This is a genomic window from Spirosoma soli, assembly GCF_042684525.1.
Lineage (GTDB): Bacteria > Bacteroidota > Bacteroidia > Cytophagales > Spirosomataceae > Spirosoma > Spirosoma soli.
The window spans coordinates 297,508-313,430 of sequence record NZ_JBHULN010000002.1 but is presented as its reverse complement, the minus strand read 5'-3'; the positions used below and the strand labels follow the sequence as shown (position 1 = coordinate 313,430).

General features: G+C 47.1%; 15 protein-coding genes and 1 tRNA gene. 6 read left to right on the top strand and 10 right to left on the bottom strand.

All coding sequences use genetic code 11. The annotated features are described in order from the left end of the window. Positions 1 to 52: 52 nt before the first annotated feature. A tRNA-Thr gene (locus ACFSUS_RS04910) sits at positions 53 to 125 on the bottom strand. A 105-nt stretch (positions 126 to 230) separates the two neighbouring features. Here ACFSUS_RS04910 and ACFSUS_RS04905 point away from each other — a divergent pair. After that, positions 231 to 2,216: an ABC-F family ATP-binding cassette domain-containing protein gene (locus tag ACFSUS_RS04905; protein WP_381519893.1), complete on the top strand. Its 1,986-nt coding sequence runs from the start codon at positions 231 to 233 to the stop codon at positions 2,214 to 2,216. 123 nt (positions 2,217 to 2,339) lie between these two features. On the opposite strand, the gene ACFSUS_RS04900 is transcribed toward ACFSUS_RS04905, so the two are convergent. Further along, entirely contained in the window at positions 2,340 to 3,137 is a 798-nt protein-coding gene (locus ACFSUS_RS04900) for a DUF3667 domain-containing protein (protein ID WP_381519890.1), read from the bottom strand. A gap of 85 nt (positions 3,138 to 3,222) precedes the next feature. Beyond that, positions 3,223 to 4,125, bottom strand: coding sequence for a bestrophin family protein (locus ACFSUS_RS04895; RefSeq protein WP_381519887.1), 903 nt, complete (start codon positions 4,123 to 4,125; stop codon positions 3,223 to 3,225). Positions 4,126 to 4,223: 98 nt separating this feature from the next. Between ACFSUS_RS04895 and ACFSUS_RS04890 the strand changes: the two genes are divergently transcribed. Next, on the top strand, positions 4,224 to 5,522 hold the full coding sequence (locus ACFSUS_RS04890) for a type IX secretion system plug protein (protein WP_381519884.1): 1,299 nt from the start codon (positions 4,224 to 4,226) through the stop codon (positions 5,520 to 5,522). Here the strand turns inward: ACFSUS_RS04890 and ACFSUS_RS04885 are convergent, their stop codons facing one another. The 3 genes from ACFSUS_RS04885 to ACFSUS_RS04875 all read right to left on the bottom strand — a co-directional run bounded on the left by ACFSUS_RS04885 (position 5,523) and on the right by ACFSUS_RS04875 (position 7,656). Then, positions 5,523 to 5,888, bottom strand: coding sequence for a hypothetical protein (locus ACFSUS_RS04885; RefSeq protein ID WP_381519881.1), 366 nt, complete (start codon positions 5,886 to 5,888; stop codon positions 5,523 to 5,525). Between the two features lie 91 nt (positions 5,889 to 5,979). Continuing rightward, positions 5,980 to 7,080: a redox-regulated ATPase YchF gene (gene ychF / locus ACFSUS_RS04880; RefSeq protein WP_381519878.1), complete on the bottom strand. Its 1,101-nt coding sequence runs from the start codon at positions 7,078 to 7,080 to the stop codon at positions 5,980 to 5,982. Positions 7,081 to 7,329: 249 nt separating this feature from the next. Continuing rightward, positions 7,330 to 7,656: a DUF3276 family protein gene (locus ACFSUS_RS04875; RefSeq protein ID WP_381519875.1), complete on the bottom strand. Its 327-nt coding sequence runs from the start codon at positions 7,654 to 7,656 to the stop codon at positions 7,330 to 7,332. 271 nt (positions 7,657 to 7,927) lie between these two features. Between ACFSUS_RS04875 and ACFSUS_RS04870 the strand changes: the two genes are divergently transcribed. Together ACFSUS_RS04870 and ACFSUS_RS04865 are read left to right on the top strand one after the other, a co-directional pair. Then, the gene (locus ACFSUS_RS04870) at positions 7,928 to 8,368 is read left to right on the top strand and encodes a septal ring lytic transglycosylase RlpA family protein (protein ID WP_381519872.1); all 441 of its coding nucleotides are present in this window, start codon (positions 7,928 to 7,930) and stop codon (positions 8,366 to 8,368) included. A gap of 172 nt (positions 8,369 to 8,540) precedes the next feature. Further along, positions 8,541 to 9,452, top strand: a complete 912-nt coding sequence (locus tag ACFSUS_RS04865) for a DUF58 domain-containing protein (protein ID WP_381519869.1) — start codon at positions 8,541 to 8,543, stop codon at positions 9,450 to 9,452. A gap of 37 nt (positions 9,453 to 9,489) precedes the next feature. Here the strand turns inward: ACFSUS_RS04865 and ACFSUS_RS04860 are convergent, their stop codons facing one another. Beyond that, positions 9,490 to 9,963 carry a DUF1772 domain-containing protein gene (locus ACFSUS_RS04860; RefSeq protein ID WP_381519866.1) on the bottom strand — a complete coding sequence of 158 codons (474 nt, stop codon included), beginning with the start codon at positions 9,961 to 9,963 and terminating at the stop codon, positions 9,490 to 9,492. 491 nt (positions 9,964 to 10,454) lie between these two features. On the opposite strand from ACFSUS_RS04860, the gene ACFSUS_RS04855 reads away from it, so the two are divergent. Next, positions 10,455 to 11,240, top strand: a complete 786-nt coding sequence (locus tag ACFSUS_RS04855) for a hypothetical protein (protein ID WP_381519863.1) — start codon at positions 10,455 to 10,457, stop codon at positions 11,238 to 11,240. 85 nt (positions 11,241 to 11,325) lie between these two features. Here the strand turns inward: ACFSUS_RS04855 and ACFSUS_RS04850 are convergent, their stop codons facing one another. Then, entirely contained in the window at positions 11,326 to 12,813 is a 1,488-nt protein-coding gene (locus ACFSUS_RS04850; protein WP_381519860.1) for a thioredoxin-like domain-containing protein, read from the bottom strand. A 99-nt stretch (positions 12,814 to 12,912) separates the two neighbouring features. On the opposite strand from ACFSUS_RS04850, the gene ACFSUS_RS04845 reads away from it, so the two are divergent. Beyond that, entirely contained in the window at positions 12,913 to 13,704 is a 792-nt protein-coding gene (locus ACFSUS_RS04845) for a YdcF family protein (RefSeq protein WP_381519857.1), read from the top strand. A 287-nt stretch (positions 13,705 to 13,991) separates the two neighbouring features. Here the strand turns inward: ACFSUS_RS04845 and pfkA are convergent, their stop codons facing one another. Continuing rightward, positions 13,992 to 14,966 carry a 6-phosphofructokinase gene (gene pfkA, locus ACFSUS_RS04840; RefSeq protein WP_381519854.1) on the bottom strand — a complete coding sequence of 325 codons (975 nt, stop codon included), beginning with the start codon at positions 14,964 to 14,966 and terminating at the stop codon, positions 13,992 to 13,994. Between the two features lie 170 nt (positions 14,967 to 15,136). Further along, positions 15,137 to 15,895 (bottom strand): glycosyltransferase family 2 protein, encoded by a 759-nt coding sequence (locus ACFSUS_RS04835; protein ID WP_381519852.1) that lies wholly within the window; start codon positions 15,893 to 15,895, stop codon positions 15,137 to 15,139. Positions 15,896 to 15,923 lie beyond the last annotated feature (28 nt).

The following is a 15,923-nucleotide window of genomic DNA, read 5'->3' as shown; positions in this document are numbered from 1 at the left end:
TTGATTTTGAGCTATTACACTCATTAACTGATTAGCCTTTATAAGAAAAAAGAGCCTCCTACGGGATTCGAACCTGCGACCTACGCATTACGAATGCGTCGCTCTACCAGCTGAGCTAAGGAGGCACAAGCAATAGGTGAAAAGCCTATTTGCTGCATTTGAGGCTGCAAATATAATGGTGAGGAATTTAATAACGCAAGTATCCGTTCTATTTTTGGTAAATTTGCGTCATGATTTCCATCACAAACCTATCGTACTATCTCGGCAGCCGGGCGCTCTATGAAAATGCCTCGCTCCACATCAAGCCTAACCAAAAAATCGGTCTGATTGGTCTCAACGGCACCGGTAAGTCGACGTTGCTTCGCATTATCAATGGAGAGTATCAGCCCGATGGCGGTACTATCTCCAAAGCAGGCGATGTTACGCTTGGTTTCCTGAATCAGGATTTGCTTTCGTACCAGACCGACGACTCAATTCTGTCGGTGGCTATGCAGGCGTTTGCCCGGCAGAACCAGTTGCAAAAGCAGATTGATGAGTTGCTCCACGAAATGGAGACCAACTACCGCGATGAACTGGTTGATAAACTCGGTAAAGTGCAGGAAGAGTTTGACGCGCTGGATGGATATACAATCCAGTCGAAGGCAGAGGAAATTCTGGAAGGTCTTGGCTTTTCGACCGACGATCTGCATCAGCCACTGAAGCAATTCTCGGGTGGCTGGCGGATGCGGGTTATGCTGGCTAAACTGCTATTGCAGAAGCCGTCGCTATTAATGCTTGACGAGCCAACCAACCACTTGGACCTTCCTTCTATTCAGTGGGTTGAAAAATATATTCAGACCTACGAAGGAGCGGTGATCGTTGTTTCGCACGACCGTGAGTTTCTCGATAATGTTATTGATGTAACTGTGGAAGTGGCGGGTGCTAAACTCAACTACTACCCTGGTAATTACTCATTCTATCTGGAAGAAAAGGCGTTACGTAACGAAATTCAGAAGGGAGCCTATGAGAACCAGCAGGCGAAAATTAGGCAGACAGAGCGATTCATTGAACGCTTTAAGGCGAAAGCTACCAAAGCTAAGCAAGCTCAAAGCCGCGTAAAGCAACTGGCTCGCATGGAATTAGTAGATGCGGTCATTGACGAAACGGCACGGGTAAACTTCAAATTCCAGTTCTCTACCCAGCCAGGTCGCCATATTCTGCACCTTGATGATATTACGAAGCACTATGGTCCTAAGCGCATTCTTACCCATGCTGATATTCGGCTCGAACGGGGCGATAAGGTAGCGCTGATTGGTGCTAATGGCCGTGGTAAGTCTACGCTCTTACGGATTATTTCTGGCTCAGAACCGCTTAACGATGGTCGTCGGCAATTGGGGCATAACGTGTCGTTCAGTTTCTACGCGCAGCACCAATTAGAGTCGCTGAGTGTAGAGGACAGTTTGCTGGAAGAACTAAAGCACGCCAACCCGACTAAAACGGAAGGTGAATTGCGGGGGGTACTAGGTTGCTTTTTGTTCTCAAACGATGAGGTGTTTAAAAAGATTAAGGTGTTGTCGGGGGGCGAAAAATCCCGCGTAGCGCTGGCTAAGGTGTTGCTTTCACAAGCCAACTTCCTGCTGCTTGACGAGCCGACCAACCACCTGGACATGCAGTCGGTGAACATCCTGATTCAGGCCCTCGAACAATACGAAGGCACATACGTAGTGGTTTCGCACGACCGGTACTTCGTTTCGCAGATCGCCAATAAAATCTGGTACATCGAAGACGAGCAGATCAAAGAATACCCCGGCACGTACGATGAATATGAGTGGTGGCAAGAGGAACGTAAGGAAGGCCGAGGAGGTGATTCTGAAAAGAGTAAGCCTGAGCCACCGAAATCTGTCTCTGCGCCATCGACCAACGGCCATTCGGTGAACGGAAATGGGCAGAAAACTACTAACGGTCGGGCATCTGATGAAGAACGAAAGGAATGGCAGAAGACATTGAAAAAGTTAACTCAGCAAGCTGAAGATTCCGAAATGAAGATCAGTAAACTGGAAGAGCGTAAAAAACGGCTCGAAACCGAGTTGGCTGACCCCGCAACGTATGGCGATGATAAGCTGATGCAGGCTAAAAACGATGAGTATCGACGCGTAACGGCAGAGATTAATCAATTACAGAATGAATGGGAAACCGCCATGCTGGAAGCCGAAGAGTGGGAAAAGAAGCTAGCGTAATTAACGATATATTCTTGTTGAAAAGCCGCTGGTATTCATTACTGGCGGCTTTTTTATTATAATTCTGCTTACTCTGGGTAAGTATAGATTCAAATCGCTTACTCAGCTAAGACGGCATTCATGTTATCCTAGAAGAATGTAGATGAAAATGGCTCCACTTGAAAAGGCAACCCAACTCAATAAGGCTAACAACGTAGCTGCCCCAGTCTTGAAATATTGAATAGGTCGATTGTAATTGAGAAACTGGTAATAAGCAACGGTTAAGTAAGACAGCTGGAATAAGAGCAGCAGGCGGTTCAGAAAGGGCAAGTAGGCGTTTAATAGTAACCCTAACGTGAGGGTCACAATGATGCTGACCAGCGAGAAAAAGCTGGAGAAGAAGACATTGGCGACCAGATGCTCGGCGTAATTAATGTCGGTGCGCCGGAAGTATAGCCAGAATACCAACGTGAACACTGGTATGGCCACCAAACCAACAATATTGATGTGCTTTTCAATAAAGGCCATAGCCGCCCGCTGACGTTCAGTACGAGGTTGTGATGCCTTAGGTATGGCTGGCGACACCTGCTGTGCTGACGTGGCTGCTGGATTGGCTCGCCCCGTATACGGTTTGATGAAGCTATTGACAGTGATGTTAAGTCCTAACACTAACAACAGGAACGTAAACGGATTGAAATATTTTTTGCGTTTTCCTTCTAACACATACTCACGAGCAGCAATGCCCGGCTGAGTGGCCAACGCTTTGGTCAGTTTAAAAACACCTTTGTCGGCATGGGTGAAGGCGTGAAAAACTTCGTGGAATATATGTGGCAGGTTAAAGCGGTGGATGTGCGCATCCTGACCACAACTGGGACAGTATCTAAACTCTGTTTCTAAATCGGCTGTGCAGTTGGGGCAAGTTTTTGTAGAGGTTAAGGTCATAGCCGGGATGAGTGAGATGTTCTGTATGCAAAATACAAATTATGCCTATACCGTCTAACAACCTGTTAGTTATCGTTCTGGTACTTCACGAAGCCGTTGTCAGCGAATGCGTTTTAAGCGCCTGCGAAACGGTCTGCTGAATGCCCTGGCAAATGGTATCGACGGGTAGGTCGTTAGCGTCCATGCCAAACGGATTCTCAATTTCTTCGGCAATGATTTCCAGACTGGCTAGCACGTAGAACACAAACATGACGAACGGAATCACCAAGTAATGCAGATTGGAAACGTAACCCAGCGGTAACGTAATACAGTACGTGAAGATGAATTTTTTAATAAACGAGCTGTAAGAATAAGGAATAGGGGTATTTCGGATGCGCTCGCAGGCTCCGCAAATATCCATGAGTGACTGAACTTCGGTGTTGAGCAGTAATAGGTGTTCTGGTAATAAAGTGCCCTGACGTTGTAAGTCGTTAATCTTACCAAAAATAGCCAGCGCGATTTGCTGCGGTACGTGTTCGTTCAGTTGTAAATTAGATAGGCTAAACGAAGGGCTGGGGGCGAATTCTTTTTCGGTTGATTGATGACGCAGGTGGTTCTTCAGTGAGAAGGCAAAGTTGGGAATCATCGCCTGAAAGAACTGCCGAGTTTCTGCGTCCTCGGGACCTAATAGCTGGTGCAGTTTAAGCGCTAAGTTGCGGCTGTTGTTCACTAGTGATCCCCATAGCTTGCGGCCTTCCCACCAGCGGTCGTAGGCGGTATTCGTGCGGAAGACGAGCAGCATCGAGATCACAAAACTAAGTAGGGTGTGCAACAGCGAAAAGTTCTTCAGGTGGGGATTATCGGCTAGGCCAACTAGTTCGATGGCGTGAACGACAATGAAGGAATACAGGCCAATGCCTATGATAACCGGAAGCAACTTCCGCACCGTATCGGCCCGATTCAATGTTGTCAGGAATCGAAACCACTCTTTTGGATTGTAATCAACCATATTTGATTAGGTTCTGTGCCAGGGAATCTTACTGGTTTTACGCAACTATACGAGTTTATCAACGTTTACTAACCGTTTCCTATTGAAAATTACGTTGAATGATCGCATATCGCCGACTACTTATTTGCCTTATACTAGGGTGGGTACTGACTCCAGGATTTGCCCAGCAACTTCAACCCGTAGACCGAATTCATGACCCTAAAGTTGAAACGGTATTGCTGTATCCACTCGTGGGGGGTAATCCCAACGATCCTGCCTTAACGTTAAATCCACCGGTCATATCACTCGATGAGCAAGTGAACCTGCAACTTGAGTTCGATGATCTGACGGCTAATTATCGGTCGTTCCGGGCCAAGTTAATCCATTGCAACGCCGATTGGCAGCGCTCGGTGCTTAATGATATTGAATTTACGTATGAATACAATGATAATCCAATTACGGATTATCAGGTGTCGATCAACACCAAAATTCCGTACTATCACTATCGCTTTACTGTTCCCCGGGTTAAACTACCCGGTAACTATCTGCTGGTGGTTTACGACGAGCGCAATCGCGAGAATATTATTCTGACGCGTCGGTTTATGACATACCAAAACCGATTGACAGTAGGAGCGGGTGGACGCTTCTCTACGGACCCGTCACGGCAGTTTTCGGATCAGCAAATTGATCTGACAATTGACTATAAAGGTTACCAGGTCATTTCGCCACAGGATGATTTTAAAGTGGTTATCCGGCAGAATTACCGTGACGACCGCGAGATCAGGGGGCTGCGTCCAACCAACGTCCGGGCGTTTGACCAGGTGCTGGAATACCGTTTGATCGATCTGAGCAACACCATGCCCGGTGGCAACGAATTCCGGTTCTTCGACATACGGACGGTGCTTTCCCGCGCTAACTATATCGACCGCATCGAACGACCCGCTGACCGTAACATCGCTTACGTGCAGGTCGACCAGCAGCGCAGCCGGGGACCTTATATCCAAAGTGATGATTTCAACGGGCAATACGTCATCGACCAGCGAGAAACGGGCAATGGGGCCATTAACGGCGATTACGTTGAGACGGTGTTTACACTCAAAACGGCTCAGGTACCGGGTGCCGATGTCTACGTAAATGGAGCTTTTAACCTGTGGAGACTGGACGACCGTAACCGCATGACCTTCGACCCAACACTGGGAGCGTATCGGGCTGCTGTATTGCTGAAACAGGGCGTTTACAATTATGATTACATCCTGCAGTCAGTCAGCCAGCCGTCGAAAGTAGATGAGAGCTTCATCGAAGGCAGCTTTTCGGCGACGGAAAATGATTACGAGGTGTTTGTGTACCATCGCCCGCCCGCAGCCCGCGCCGATCAATTAGTATCGTATCGAAGAATAGGGCTGAACAAGCGGAAGTGATTAGTCTGTTTCCTCTTCTTGCATGGCCTCTTTGTAAGGTCTGTACGATAGGAAGTACCAGATAATAATCAGCACAACCGCCATCAAAGGAATCCATACGTAGTCAGGCAGATAAACGAAAGAAAAATAGATGGCCATCAGGTAGCCTAAGGGGAGAAATGATAGTAGGTTAATTTGGAGACTGACTTTCAGGATTAATACAATCACTAACACTATAGTCAATAGTGTGAGATCAGCGATGAACATTGAACTGATACTTAGTTCCTGTACGATATAGTCAGCAAGGCTATTTTTGTAATAGTATAGGGTCGCAGCTGTCAGCAAACCGAATAACCGAATTGTAGACGTTGATGCGGGCTTTATCATAACCGAACGGCGTATAACTTTTCTTTACTATAAGTAACAAACTATCCAGTGATCTATCAATAAAAAAGGCGGACAAGATGTCCGCCCTGTTTTATGCGCTGTGCAGAAACTCCATAATATCGCCGTCCTGAACGACATATTCTTTTCCTTCAACCGCTAGTTTGCCCGCTTCACGAACGCCCGCTTCGGTTTTGAACTGAACAAAGTCGGGCAATTTCATGACCTGCGCCCGAATGAACTTCTTCTCAAAATCAGAGTGGATCACACCTGCGGCCTGTGGGGCTTTCCAGCCCTGATGAATGGTCCAGGCTCGCACCTCTTTAACACCGGCCGTAAAATACGTGATCAGGCCCAGCAGTCTGTAAGACGCCTTAATCAGTTTGCTCAGGCCCGATTCGGTCAGGCCATATTCGCTCAGGAACATCTCGCGCTCTTCGGGGTCTTCGATTTCGGCAATCTGCGACTCGATGCCTGCGCTGATCACGATCACTTCGGCACCTTCGTCTTTTACGGCCTCACGGAGCGTATCGGAATACGCATTGCCGTTTGGCAGCGAACCTTCGTCCACATTGGCTACGTAAATAACAGGCTTGATGGTCAACAACGAGATGTCGCCAATGGCTGCTTCGCGATCTTCAGGGGAAATCTGTACCGTACGAGCACTTTTACCGGCTTCCAGTGCCGTTTTATATTGCTTTAGTACCTCTAGCTCGGCTTTTGCTTTGGCATCGCCCACCTGGGCAGCTTTCGCAATCCGTTGAATCTTCTTATCGACCGACTCTAAATCTTTCAGCTGAAGTTCGGCATCAATGATTTCTTTGTCGGCAACCGGATTCACCTTGCCTTCCACGTGGACGATGTTTTCATCCTCAAAACAGCGAATAACGTGTACGATGGCATCCACTTCCCGGATATTAGCCAGGAACTTGTTGCCTAGTCCGGCACCCTGGCTTGCACCTTTCACGAGTCCGGCAATGTCCACAAACTCGATGATGGTCGGTACGACTCGCTGTGGCTTCACGAGCCCTTCGAGCGTGTCTAACCGCTCATCGGGCACCGTCACGACGCCAACGTTTGGTTCTATTGTGCAGAATGGGTAGTTAGCCGCTTCGGCCTTCCCACTCGAAATTGCGTTAAATAAGGTCGATTTACCTACGTTTGGTAAACCTACGATTCCACATTGTAAGCCCATATGTCAATGAGCGAATGAGTGAATGAGTGAATGAGTGATTATGCTGATATACAGTTAAGCCACTCGTTCGCTCATTCGCTCATTCACTCTTTTTAAGTTTTCCACAAAAATACAACCCTAGTGGCGGACCACAAAAAAAGCCTTCGGCATGAGCCGAAGGCTAATGATGCAGGTAAGTTACCTGATAATAGTATTTACTTCTAAACTATTAAATGTACAGTTGATTCATTCGATCAATTTTTGATTTGATTACTCCCACTTCAATTCGCTGGCGAAGTCATCTTGCTCGTCCCGCTCGCGTTGGGCAAACTGCGTAAAATCGACGTCGGGCATGAGCTCAGTTTTGACGTGTTCGACCGTTTCCTGAAGGGCTTCAATAAATTTATCGAAGTCTTCTTTATAGAGGAACATCTTGTGTTTTTCGTACACAAATCCTTCACCCTGCGGGTGACGCCGGCTCTCTGTGATGGTGAGGTAATAGTCGTTGGCGCGGGTGGATTTGACATCGAAAAAATAAGTTCGTTTCCCCGCCCTAACCCGTTTTGAGTAGATTTTCTCTCGTTCTCTTTCGTCCACAATCCGTGAGGTTTAGTACGTTCACAACCGCTAAAGTACGTTCAAACGGGTAAGAACAAAAAGAAAGCAGGGAAATATATTTGGGGAATAAATAACCCTAAATGTTGATAGAGTTGTGGAGACCGCTCCACAGTTTTTTGGCTAAACGCTTGGTTGTTAAGCCTGTTCGGTTTATCTTTGTTTACAGGAGTTGCACTTTTTGGAGACGGAGGGGATGTGTGATGTCAATTGACATTCCCTCCGTCTATTTTTTCACGTAACCAAAAGCTGTATGAGTTTAATCATGTCTCTTATGCTGTTTTTTAGTGGCATAAAACCGGCGGAGGCCCTTCCGGGCCTCATACAGAAAGGCAAAGCGTCTTTTTATTCCAAGAAGTTTAATGGTCGTAAGACCGCTTATGGTGAGCGTGTTGATGCCGAATCCCTCGCCGGCGCTCACCGATCCCTTCCTTTAAACACCTTAGTGGAGGTCACCAACCTGGACAACCAACGATCAATAATTGTACGAATCAATGATCGGGGTCCTTTTTCGAAAGGTCGGGTGATCGATTTAACCCACGCAGCTGCTCACGCCCTTGGCATGGTTTCCAGGGGAGTTGCTAATGTGTCACTTCGGGTTGTTGGCAAAGGCCGCGATGTTGCTTATGCCCCTGTCTTATCGGTTTTCACTACACCCGCCGATTTTCAGCCGATGCTGGAGCCGGTTCTGTAGACTACCGCGTTACGCAAACCGAACCGTTTAGTACCCCTTTATGCAATTCCTGGCTGGGGTATCGAACGGTTCGGTTTTTTCGTTACTATCTTAGCAACCCGTGAGGTCGGCAGACCACTTAAGCGTCGGACCGCCGAGCGGAGCCCTTTAACCCGTTGCTTAGATTCATCCCATGAAACAGCCCCTTAATCTTGGTCAGGTACGCTCGTTTGGTAACGTCGAGTTTCTGGCTCGCCAGTTAGTCGAAGGATTCATCACTGGACTTCATAAATCGCCTTTTCATGGCTTTTCGGTGGAATTTGCCGAACACCGGCTTTACAATACGGGCGAAACAACGCGGCACATCGACTGGAAGGTATACGGCAAAACCGAAAAATTGTTCGTTAAACGCTACGAAGAGGAAACGAACCTGCGTTGCCATTTACTGATCGATACGTCGTCATCCATGTATTATCCGGAAGCGAATTACGGGAAGATGACCTTTAGCGTCATGGCGTCGGCTTGCTTAGCGTATATGCTCCAGCGTCAAAAAGACGCCGTTAGCCTGACCACCTTCGCCGATACGATTGATTTGCAGACGCCGACAAAATCGACGCCTTCGCACGTGCACAAGCTGTTCACGCAGCTGGACCTGTTAATGCAGCAGCCTAAGCCGTTACGTAAGACCTCGGCGGCCGACGTCATCCATCAGGTAGCCGAGAAGATCAACAAGCGGTCGCTGGTGGTTATCTTCAGTGATATGTTCGAGAACGCCGAGAAAAGTGATGCGTTGTTTTCGGCCTTGCAGCACCTGCGCCACAATCTGCATGAGGTGCTGGTATTTCACGTTACCGACAAGAAAACAGAAGAAGATTTCTCATTCGACGAACGCCCGTATGAGTTCATTGACTTAGAAACGGGAGAGAAGGTAAAATTGCAGCCGGGTCAGGTACGTGAAACGTATCAGCAGGCGGTTAGATCGTATTTCCAGGAGTTGAAAATGCGGTGTGGCCAGTACAAAATCGACTTCATCGAAGCCGACATTGCCCAAGGCTTTGATCAGATTTTGACGGCCTATCTCGTGAAGCGAACAAAGATGAAATAGCTGCCCGCCTGCAAATACATTTATTTGAAGGTTTTTCTCATAATGACAATGCCCGCAATGCCAGTATCCAGGCTATAAGGGTGAGTGCATTTCGGACGTAGTTAAGAACAATCCACAACGAAACGGAGCGAGTAACCTGTGCAGACGAAAGTTGGTCGGCCTTTTGAAGCTTAAGGGCCGTTGGAATGAAAAAAGAGAAGGTACTCACTCGCTCAATACAGGTTACTACCACTGCGGCAATCCACCAATCGCGCATGGGTTGGTTTGATTGCCAGGCCATGACAAGATTAGCCAACGTAATGAGCGTAAGTGGTATAGTGGTCGTAAATGCCCAGAATTTCCGGCCGGTGTCTATGTCCCGCATGGCGTCTACATTAACCCGGTAGACAGACGTAGCCAGTTTACTAAACCACAAAGGAATAACAATTCGTGTTTCATAGAGCCCTGCCCCGAGGGCCACACTAAGGTTTAAGAGGAGTAACGATAATAAAATGTGATTGGTGTAATCCATCGTTTTAGCGATCAGGGTTGGTCAAGAGAGTGATTATTCATTGGTGACATAAACCTAAACGGTTATGCTGACGTACGCTGACAAACGAGAGTGAACCTACCTTTGGCATGGGTGAACACCGGTTAATTGATTGATAGAAGAGGAATAGTATATGCTATTATTTCGTATACTGTTCATTACCTAACGCAAACGCCCCTCTGTGCAGAGGGGCGTTTGCCATTCAAACCACTGGCAAACCTTTCTTTGCTATTTCTTCGGCGTGCTTTTCAAAATACCGATTAATAAATTCTCACATGTACAGGTCTAATCTTAATTATTTGGTGATACAGACTTGCTGGCTTGTAACTATCTATGCAGTCTAATCGACATATTCAGCATGAAACAGATCACTTATCAAAAGAGAACTTTATCAGCTTCTTAATAGAAGAAAGCCTTCTATAACGAACACACAATTTTAAACTTAACGTCACCATCCATTCAATCAATTCATAATGAACTTTGTAACCAAATCCTGGGCAATGGCCCTCGCATTAGTTGTTAGCCTCTGGTCTTGTACTGACCATCGGCTCAATGAAAATCAACAACCACGGCTTCGGCTCAAGCGTACCATTAGTACGGTACCAGGCTCAGCGGGTACCACTGAATTCTTTTACGATGCTCAGGGTAGAGAAGCCTCATTTGTATCGGGTGATTATAAAGGCATCTTTGAATATGCAAACACAAACCGGATTCAAAGGTTTTTCTTTATAATTCCAGGTGGCTCATTTCCAGGAGAGTACAATCTATTTACTTATAACAGTGCTAATCCTGAAGGAGGGGTAAACGTCCTTACCTCTACGTTGAGAGCAATCATAAATGGAGATTATATTAAAGGTGATGAACGAAGAAATTATACCTTATATCCTATAGTGAATCAAAAAGGGCAATTTTCAGAGGTTCCTGTTAATAGCCCTTTCGGTGTAACTTCTGACTTAACTTATGCTGGTAATAATCTGATACAAAAAATTACAAGACCACTACGTGCAGGACTGACTACAAACGTCACTTATGAGTACGATGACAAAGCCAATCCTTTTTATGGTTTGATTGGCTTAGAAGGAGTTAGTGGAATTCCAAGTTTATACAACCGAAATAACGTAACCAAAGTAACCACCGAGGTTCAAGGAAATCCTACTCCCCAAATAGTAGTAACTCAATATGAATATAATGCCCAGGGGTTACCTACGAAAGCTACGACGGGTGGAGGAGAGATACGGTTTGAATATGAGACTTATTAGTCGTTGGTTACACTTGGCATAATAAAAAAGCCGCTTGCTTAAACCAAGCGGCTTTTTTATTATGCCAAACTAAGTGAACAGGCATTTACTTCTTCACGCTGGCCTTTGCATTGGCTGGTGCCACGGCTGGTTTCTGAGTAGCCGCTTGCTTTTTGTGAAAAAGAATGAAGCTTTCAATGTCTTCGGCCGGAAGTTTACGGGCTAAAATCTTTTTGTTTTTATCGAGCACGTAGACGGTCGGCGTGGTCCAGACGTCATATTGACGCTGAAAGTTGGTTCGGAACGTATAGTCAAAACCGTTGATGGCTTTCTGTAGCTTGAATTCTTTAATAAACTTCTTCCATTCTTCAGGGCTGTCTTCTACGGCAATCGCTACAACTTCAACGCCTTTGCCTTTGTAAGCATCGACGAACTTCTGCACTTTAGGAGCGCTCTCGCGGCAATGTCCGCAGTGAGGAGCGTAGAAGTACACGACCGTATAATCGGCTTTGATATTCGATAGCACAATGGGTTTACGAAGTGTGTCGCTCACATTTGGCGCGACGAGTGTTTTGCCGACGAGGTTCGGCTTAAGCGTAGCTACACGTTCCCCAATTTTGCGAATCGTTGAGGTGTCCGTTACGGGCATAATGCCGGTAGCGTAGTATTTTTCGAACATGTGTACAAATACACCGTCGGTTCCCACCACTTTGGGTTGTTCGTACTGACTGGTGATGTAATAAATCGTGTATGAGAGTATCTCTTTATTCTTGCCGGCCTGCGCTTTGCCAACCACGTAATCCGCTTCTTTAATCAAGGAATCGGACGTTTGTACGGTTAATTCTTTAAAGTAACGATCCAGCTTCCGTTGTAGGACCGGCGTCCGGACGAACCGTTCGTCGGAGAAATCGAAATCATCCCAAAAATGATTTTTGAAATAGTTGAAAACCCAAACCGAATCGGGCCGCCCATTGGCGGCTTTAGGGGCTGGCGGAACATCGGGTTCGGCCGACGCTTTCAATAATTTAACGGCAAATGTGTTGGCGTTGTCCTTCAAGAACTGAGTACGCTGAACCTGGGCTTTCTTTTGCAGGTCATTCATCTGCTTATCAAGCAAAGCATTCGATGCCGCATCATTACGTATTTTCTTCTGTAAGTTCAGTGCCTGCGCTTCGTCATACAGTCTGCCGAGCTGCTGCTGATAATCGTAGAACAGCTCATTTTCTTTCGAGCCGGTGACCTTCATATTCTTGATTACGTTGGCGGTGTCGGTATCGAAGGTAAACTCCTGATCGTCGGTGATGATGAATTCAACGTACCGGCTCTTGGGTAATACGGTAATGTACAGCCCTTCTGGTAAATGCTGCTTTCCTTCAAAAACCAGATTCCCATTCGCATCAGATCGGGCGGTGTCCTTAGGAATATATTGCCCTGAGCCGAAGTAGTGAGCGAACAAGACGGTGGTTGTATCTTTTAATCCCTTAACGTGGCCAGTTATCTTGAATCCACTAGACGACGCCGTAGTTGCCGACTGCGCCCATGCAGCAGGAGTTATAAACAAGCCAAAGAGGCCAATCAGGAGGAGGTGTTTCATACAAGTAGGAACGTATCTTCGCGGCAGAATAGAGACAAATTTACGGTTTTTGGCGGTAAGTTATTGTCTACAAAACGTTTGCCATGCCTTGCCTAGTCTATGTTTTATTTCTTTTCTAAAACCCTGAATTATCTGCTCACGCCCGCTGGATGGTTGGTGGTAAGTTTGATGTTAGCCGTTTTTCTCAAAAAACCATTACGTCGGCGTCAATTCGCCGGTACTGCGTTAGGAATCTTCTGGTTATTCAGCAATGCATTCTTGACCAATGAGTTAGCCCTCGCCTGGGAATACGCACCCGCACCTAAACCGGTTGATTCAACCCTGTCGGTTGCTGTTTTGCTAACCGGGGGCATGATTAACGTCATGAAAGAGATGCCAGCGCCGGATAAGTCGAGCCGCTTCTTACTCGACCGAGAGGCCGACCGTGCCGGACAAACACTGTACCTGTATAAAACCGGCGCTGTACGGAAAATCCTGATCAGTGGTGGCGAAGGTAACTTACCGTTTAAAGCGAAAAGCGTTAGTGACGAAGGACATACGATTGCTCGATTTTTCATAACAGCTGGCGTTCGGCCGAGTGATATTATTTTGGAAAACAAGTCGCGTAATACGCACGAAAACGCTGTTTTTTCGGCGAACGTGTTACGTCAGCGCTTCAACACGAATCGCTGTGTGTTGGTCACATCTGCTTTTCACATGCGCCGGGCAGCCGCCTGTTTTCAGAAGGAAGGCGTTAATGTGACGCCGTTTCCCAGTAGCTTTCTAAGCCACCGACGCCTGTATGCCCCTGGCGAGTGGTTACTACCCAGCGAAGAAGCCTTCGCCGACGCTTATTTTCTAGTGAAAGAACTGGTTGGCTACGTGATGTATAAAGCCGTCGGATATTGTTGACGCGGTAATTAGTTGTCACTCATTGTCATGAATCAGAAGCAGTTTGCATCAGCGCTGTTGAGCGAAGTTTCAAACTTCGCTCGGGCGTTATCCGGTCTCCGACCGGTGTTGGTACTAGTACATCTCTACCGGTCAGAGACCGGATAACACCAGAGCATAGTCTCAGACTATGCTCAACAGGGAGCTGAGGTCGCGGATTACCACTCGCGTTACAACTAATACCCGTCTACTTAAACGTAAACCAGTGACTTAGCCAAACTTCTGATCCATGCATTAAGTAGTATACTTTACACCGACAAGATTTTCACCATCCTCAGTAAGTCCTCGTTAATAGGCTTGGGTAGTCGGATGGTATCTTTAAACGGGGTGTATACCAACTCGTTGTTGACAATGCCCGCCATTACGTTTTTCTCGCCACTCATAAGCCCTTCTAAAGCGCCTAAGCCCAAACGGCTGGCCAGAATCCGGTCGTAGGCCGTTGGGATACCTCCGCGTTGAATGTGCCCCAACGTTGTTACGCGCATATCAATATCCGACTCGACCTGCTGACGGATTTTTTCGGAGATTTCAGTAGCATTACCTTCTTCTTCGCCTTCGGCGACAACAATGATGGATGAGGCTTTCTGGCGGCTCCAACCCGATTTAAGCGTTTCAACTACTTCAGAAATGGGCGTTAATACTTCGGGTACCATAACTAACTCAGCCCCACCGGCAATACCCGACTGAATGGCGATGTAGCCCGAGTCGCGGCCCATTACTTCAATAAAGAAGATGCGATCGTGAGAGTCAGCCGTATCGCGGATTTTGTCGATCGCTTCGAGCGCCGTATTTACAGCCGTGTCGAAACCAATGGTATAGTCGGTGCCGTATAAGTCGTTATCAATAGTACCGGGTGCGCCAACCGTCGGAATCCCGTACTCATCATAGAAGAGAGTAGCTCCTGTAAACGTACCGTTTCCGCCGATGGCAACCAGACCTTCAATACCAAATTTCTGAAGTTGATCATAGGCTTTGGCGCGTCCTTCAGGCGTCATAAATTCTTTACTGCGGGCTGATTTCAGGATGGTGCCTCCGCGCTGAACAATATTGCTTACTGAGTGCGAAGACATCTGAAAAATATCGCCGTTTATCATTCCGCTGTACCCCCGGCGGATACCAAATACTTCGAGACCGTGATAGACCGCCCCTCGGACAACCGCCCGAATGCAGGCGTTCATACCCGGCGCGTCGCCACCCGAGGTAAAAACAGCTATTCTTTTCATTGGTTAAGTTTATTTTTTGCGATAAAAGGACAAAGAAGGTAAGGATTTGCTGGAATGAACCGCGCAAATTTATCGGCATTTCCCAATCTAAAGGCACTCTCAACGGAATTATCCATTTAGATTAACGTATTTTCCACAAAGTAGGGGATTAAATCTCATAAGCGCCCACTTCAAGTTGAGATGTTTTGTCGGTTCTTAAATTGCCACGCCCGCCATAGAATCTGCCCGTGATTGAGTAAAGTTGGCAACAATCCGAAATGCGTAACCAACACGTTGAACCGGTCCGTTAATGAGCGTCGGTGCTGCTGTACAGACAAACCGCCGATCAGGTATTTGCACAAGATGAAAGGCACATATTCAATGCGTTTAGCCGCTTTCAGGCAACGAATCTCCCAATCTAAATCGGCGCTCAGGTTATCGGTTGGGTAGTCGGGCGCAATGCTCTGTTTTGCCACAAAGGCCTGATGGCACACTTTCATGCCAAGGGCCATGTCTCGCCAGGTAAGGTTGCGGGGTAACGTATGCGGAGTAACCTGGCTCCGCAGACCAACCGTTGAGCCGTCGTCGCGTACGAACAGCGCATCGCTATAATATATATCTGAACTTGTTGCCTTAATTTGGGCAAGCAATTTGGGTAACGTTTGCGCGTCATGCAGTTCATCGCCTGCGTTCATGAACCAAACATAATTGCCAGTGGCTCGGTGTAGCCCTTTGTTCATGGCATCGTATAAGCCCTTGTCAGGCTCCGAAACCCAATTCGTAATTAAGTGCTCATGCCGCTTTATGATATCCAGCGTACCATCTTTTGAGGCTCCGTCAACGATGATGTACTCGTAGTTGGTGGTTTCCTGAGCCGCGAGACTCAGAATCGTACGCTCCAGAAACCGCTCGGCGTTGTAAGTGATCGTGATGATAGAGACGGTTGGCATAAATGGCGAAAGAGCGAAAGAGCGAAAG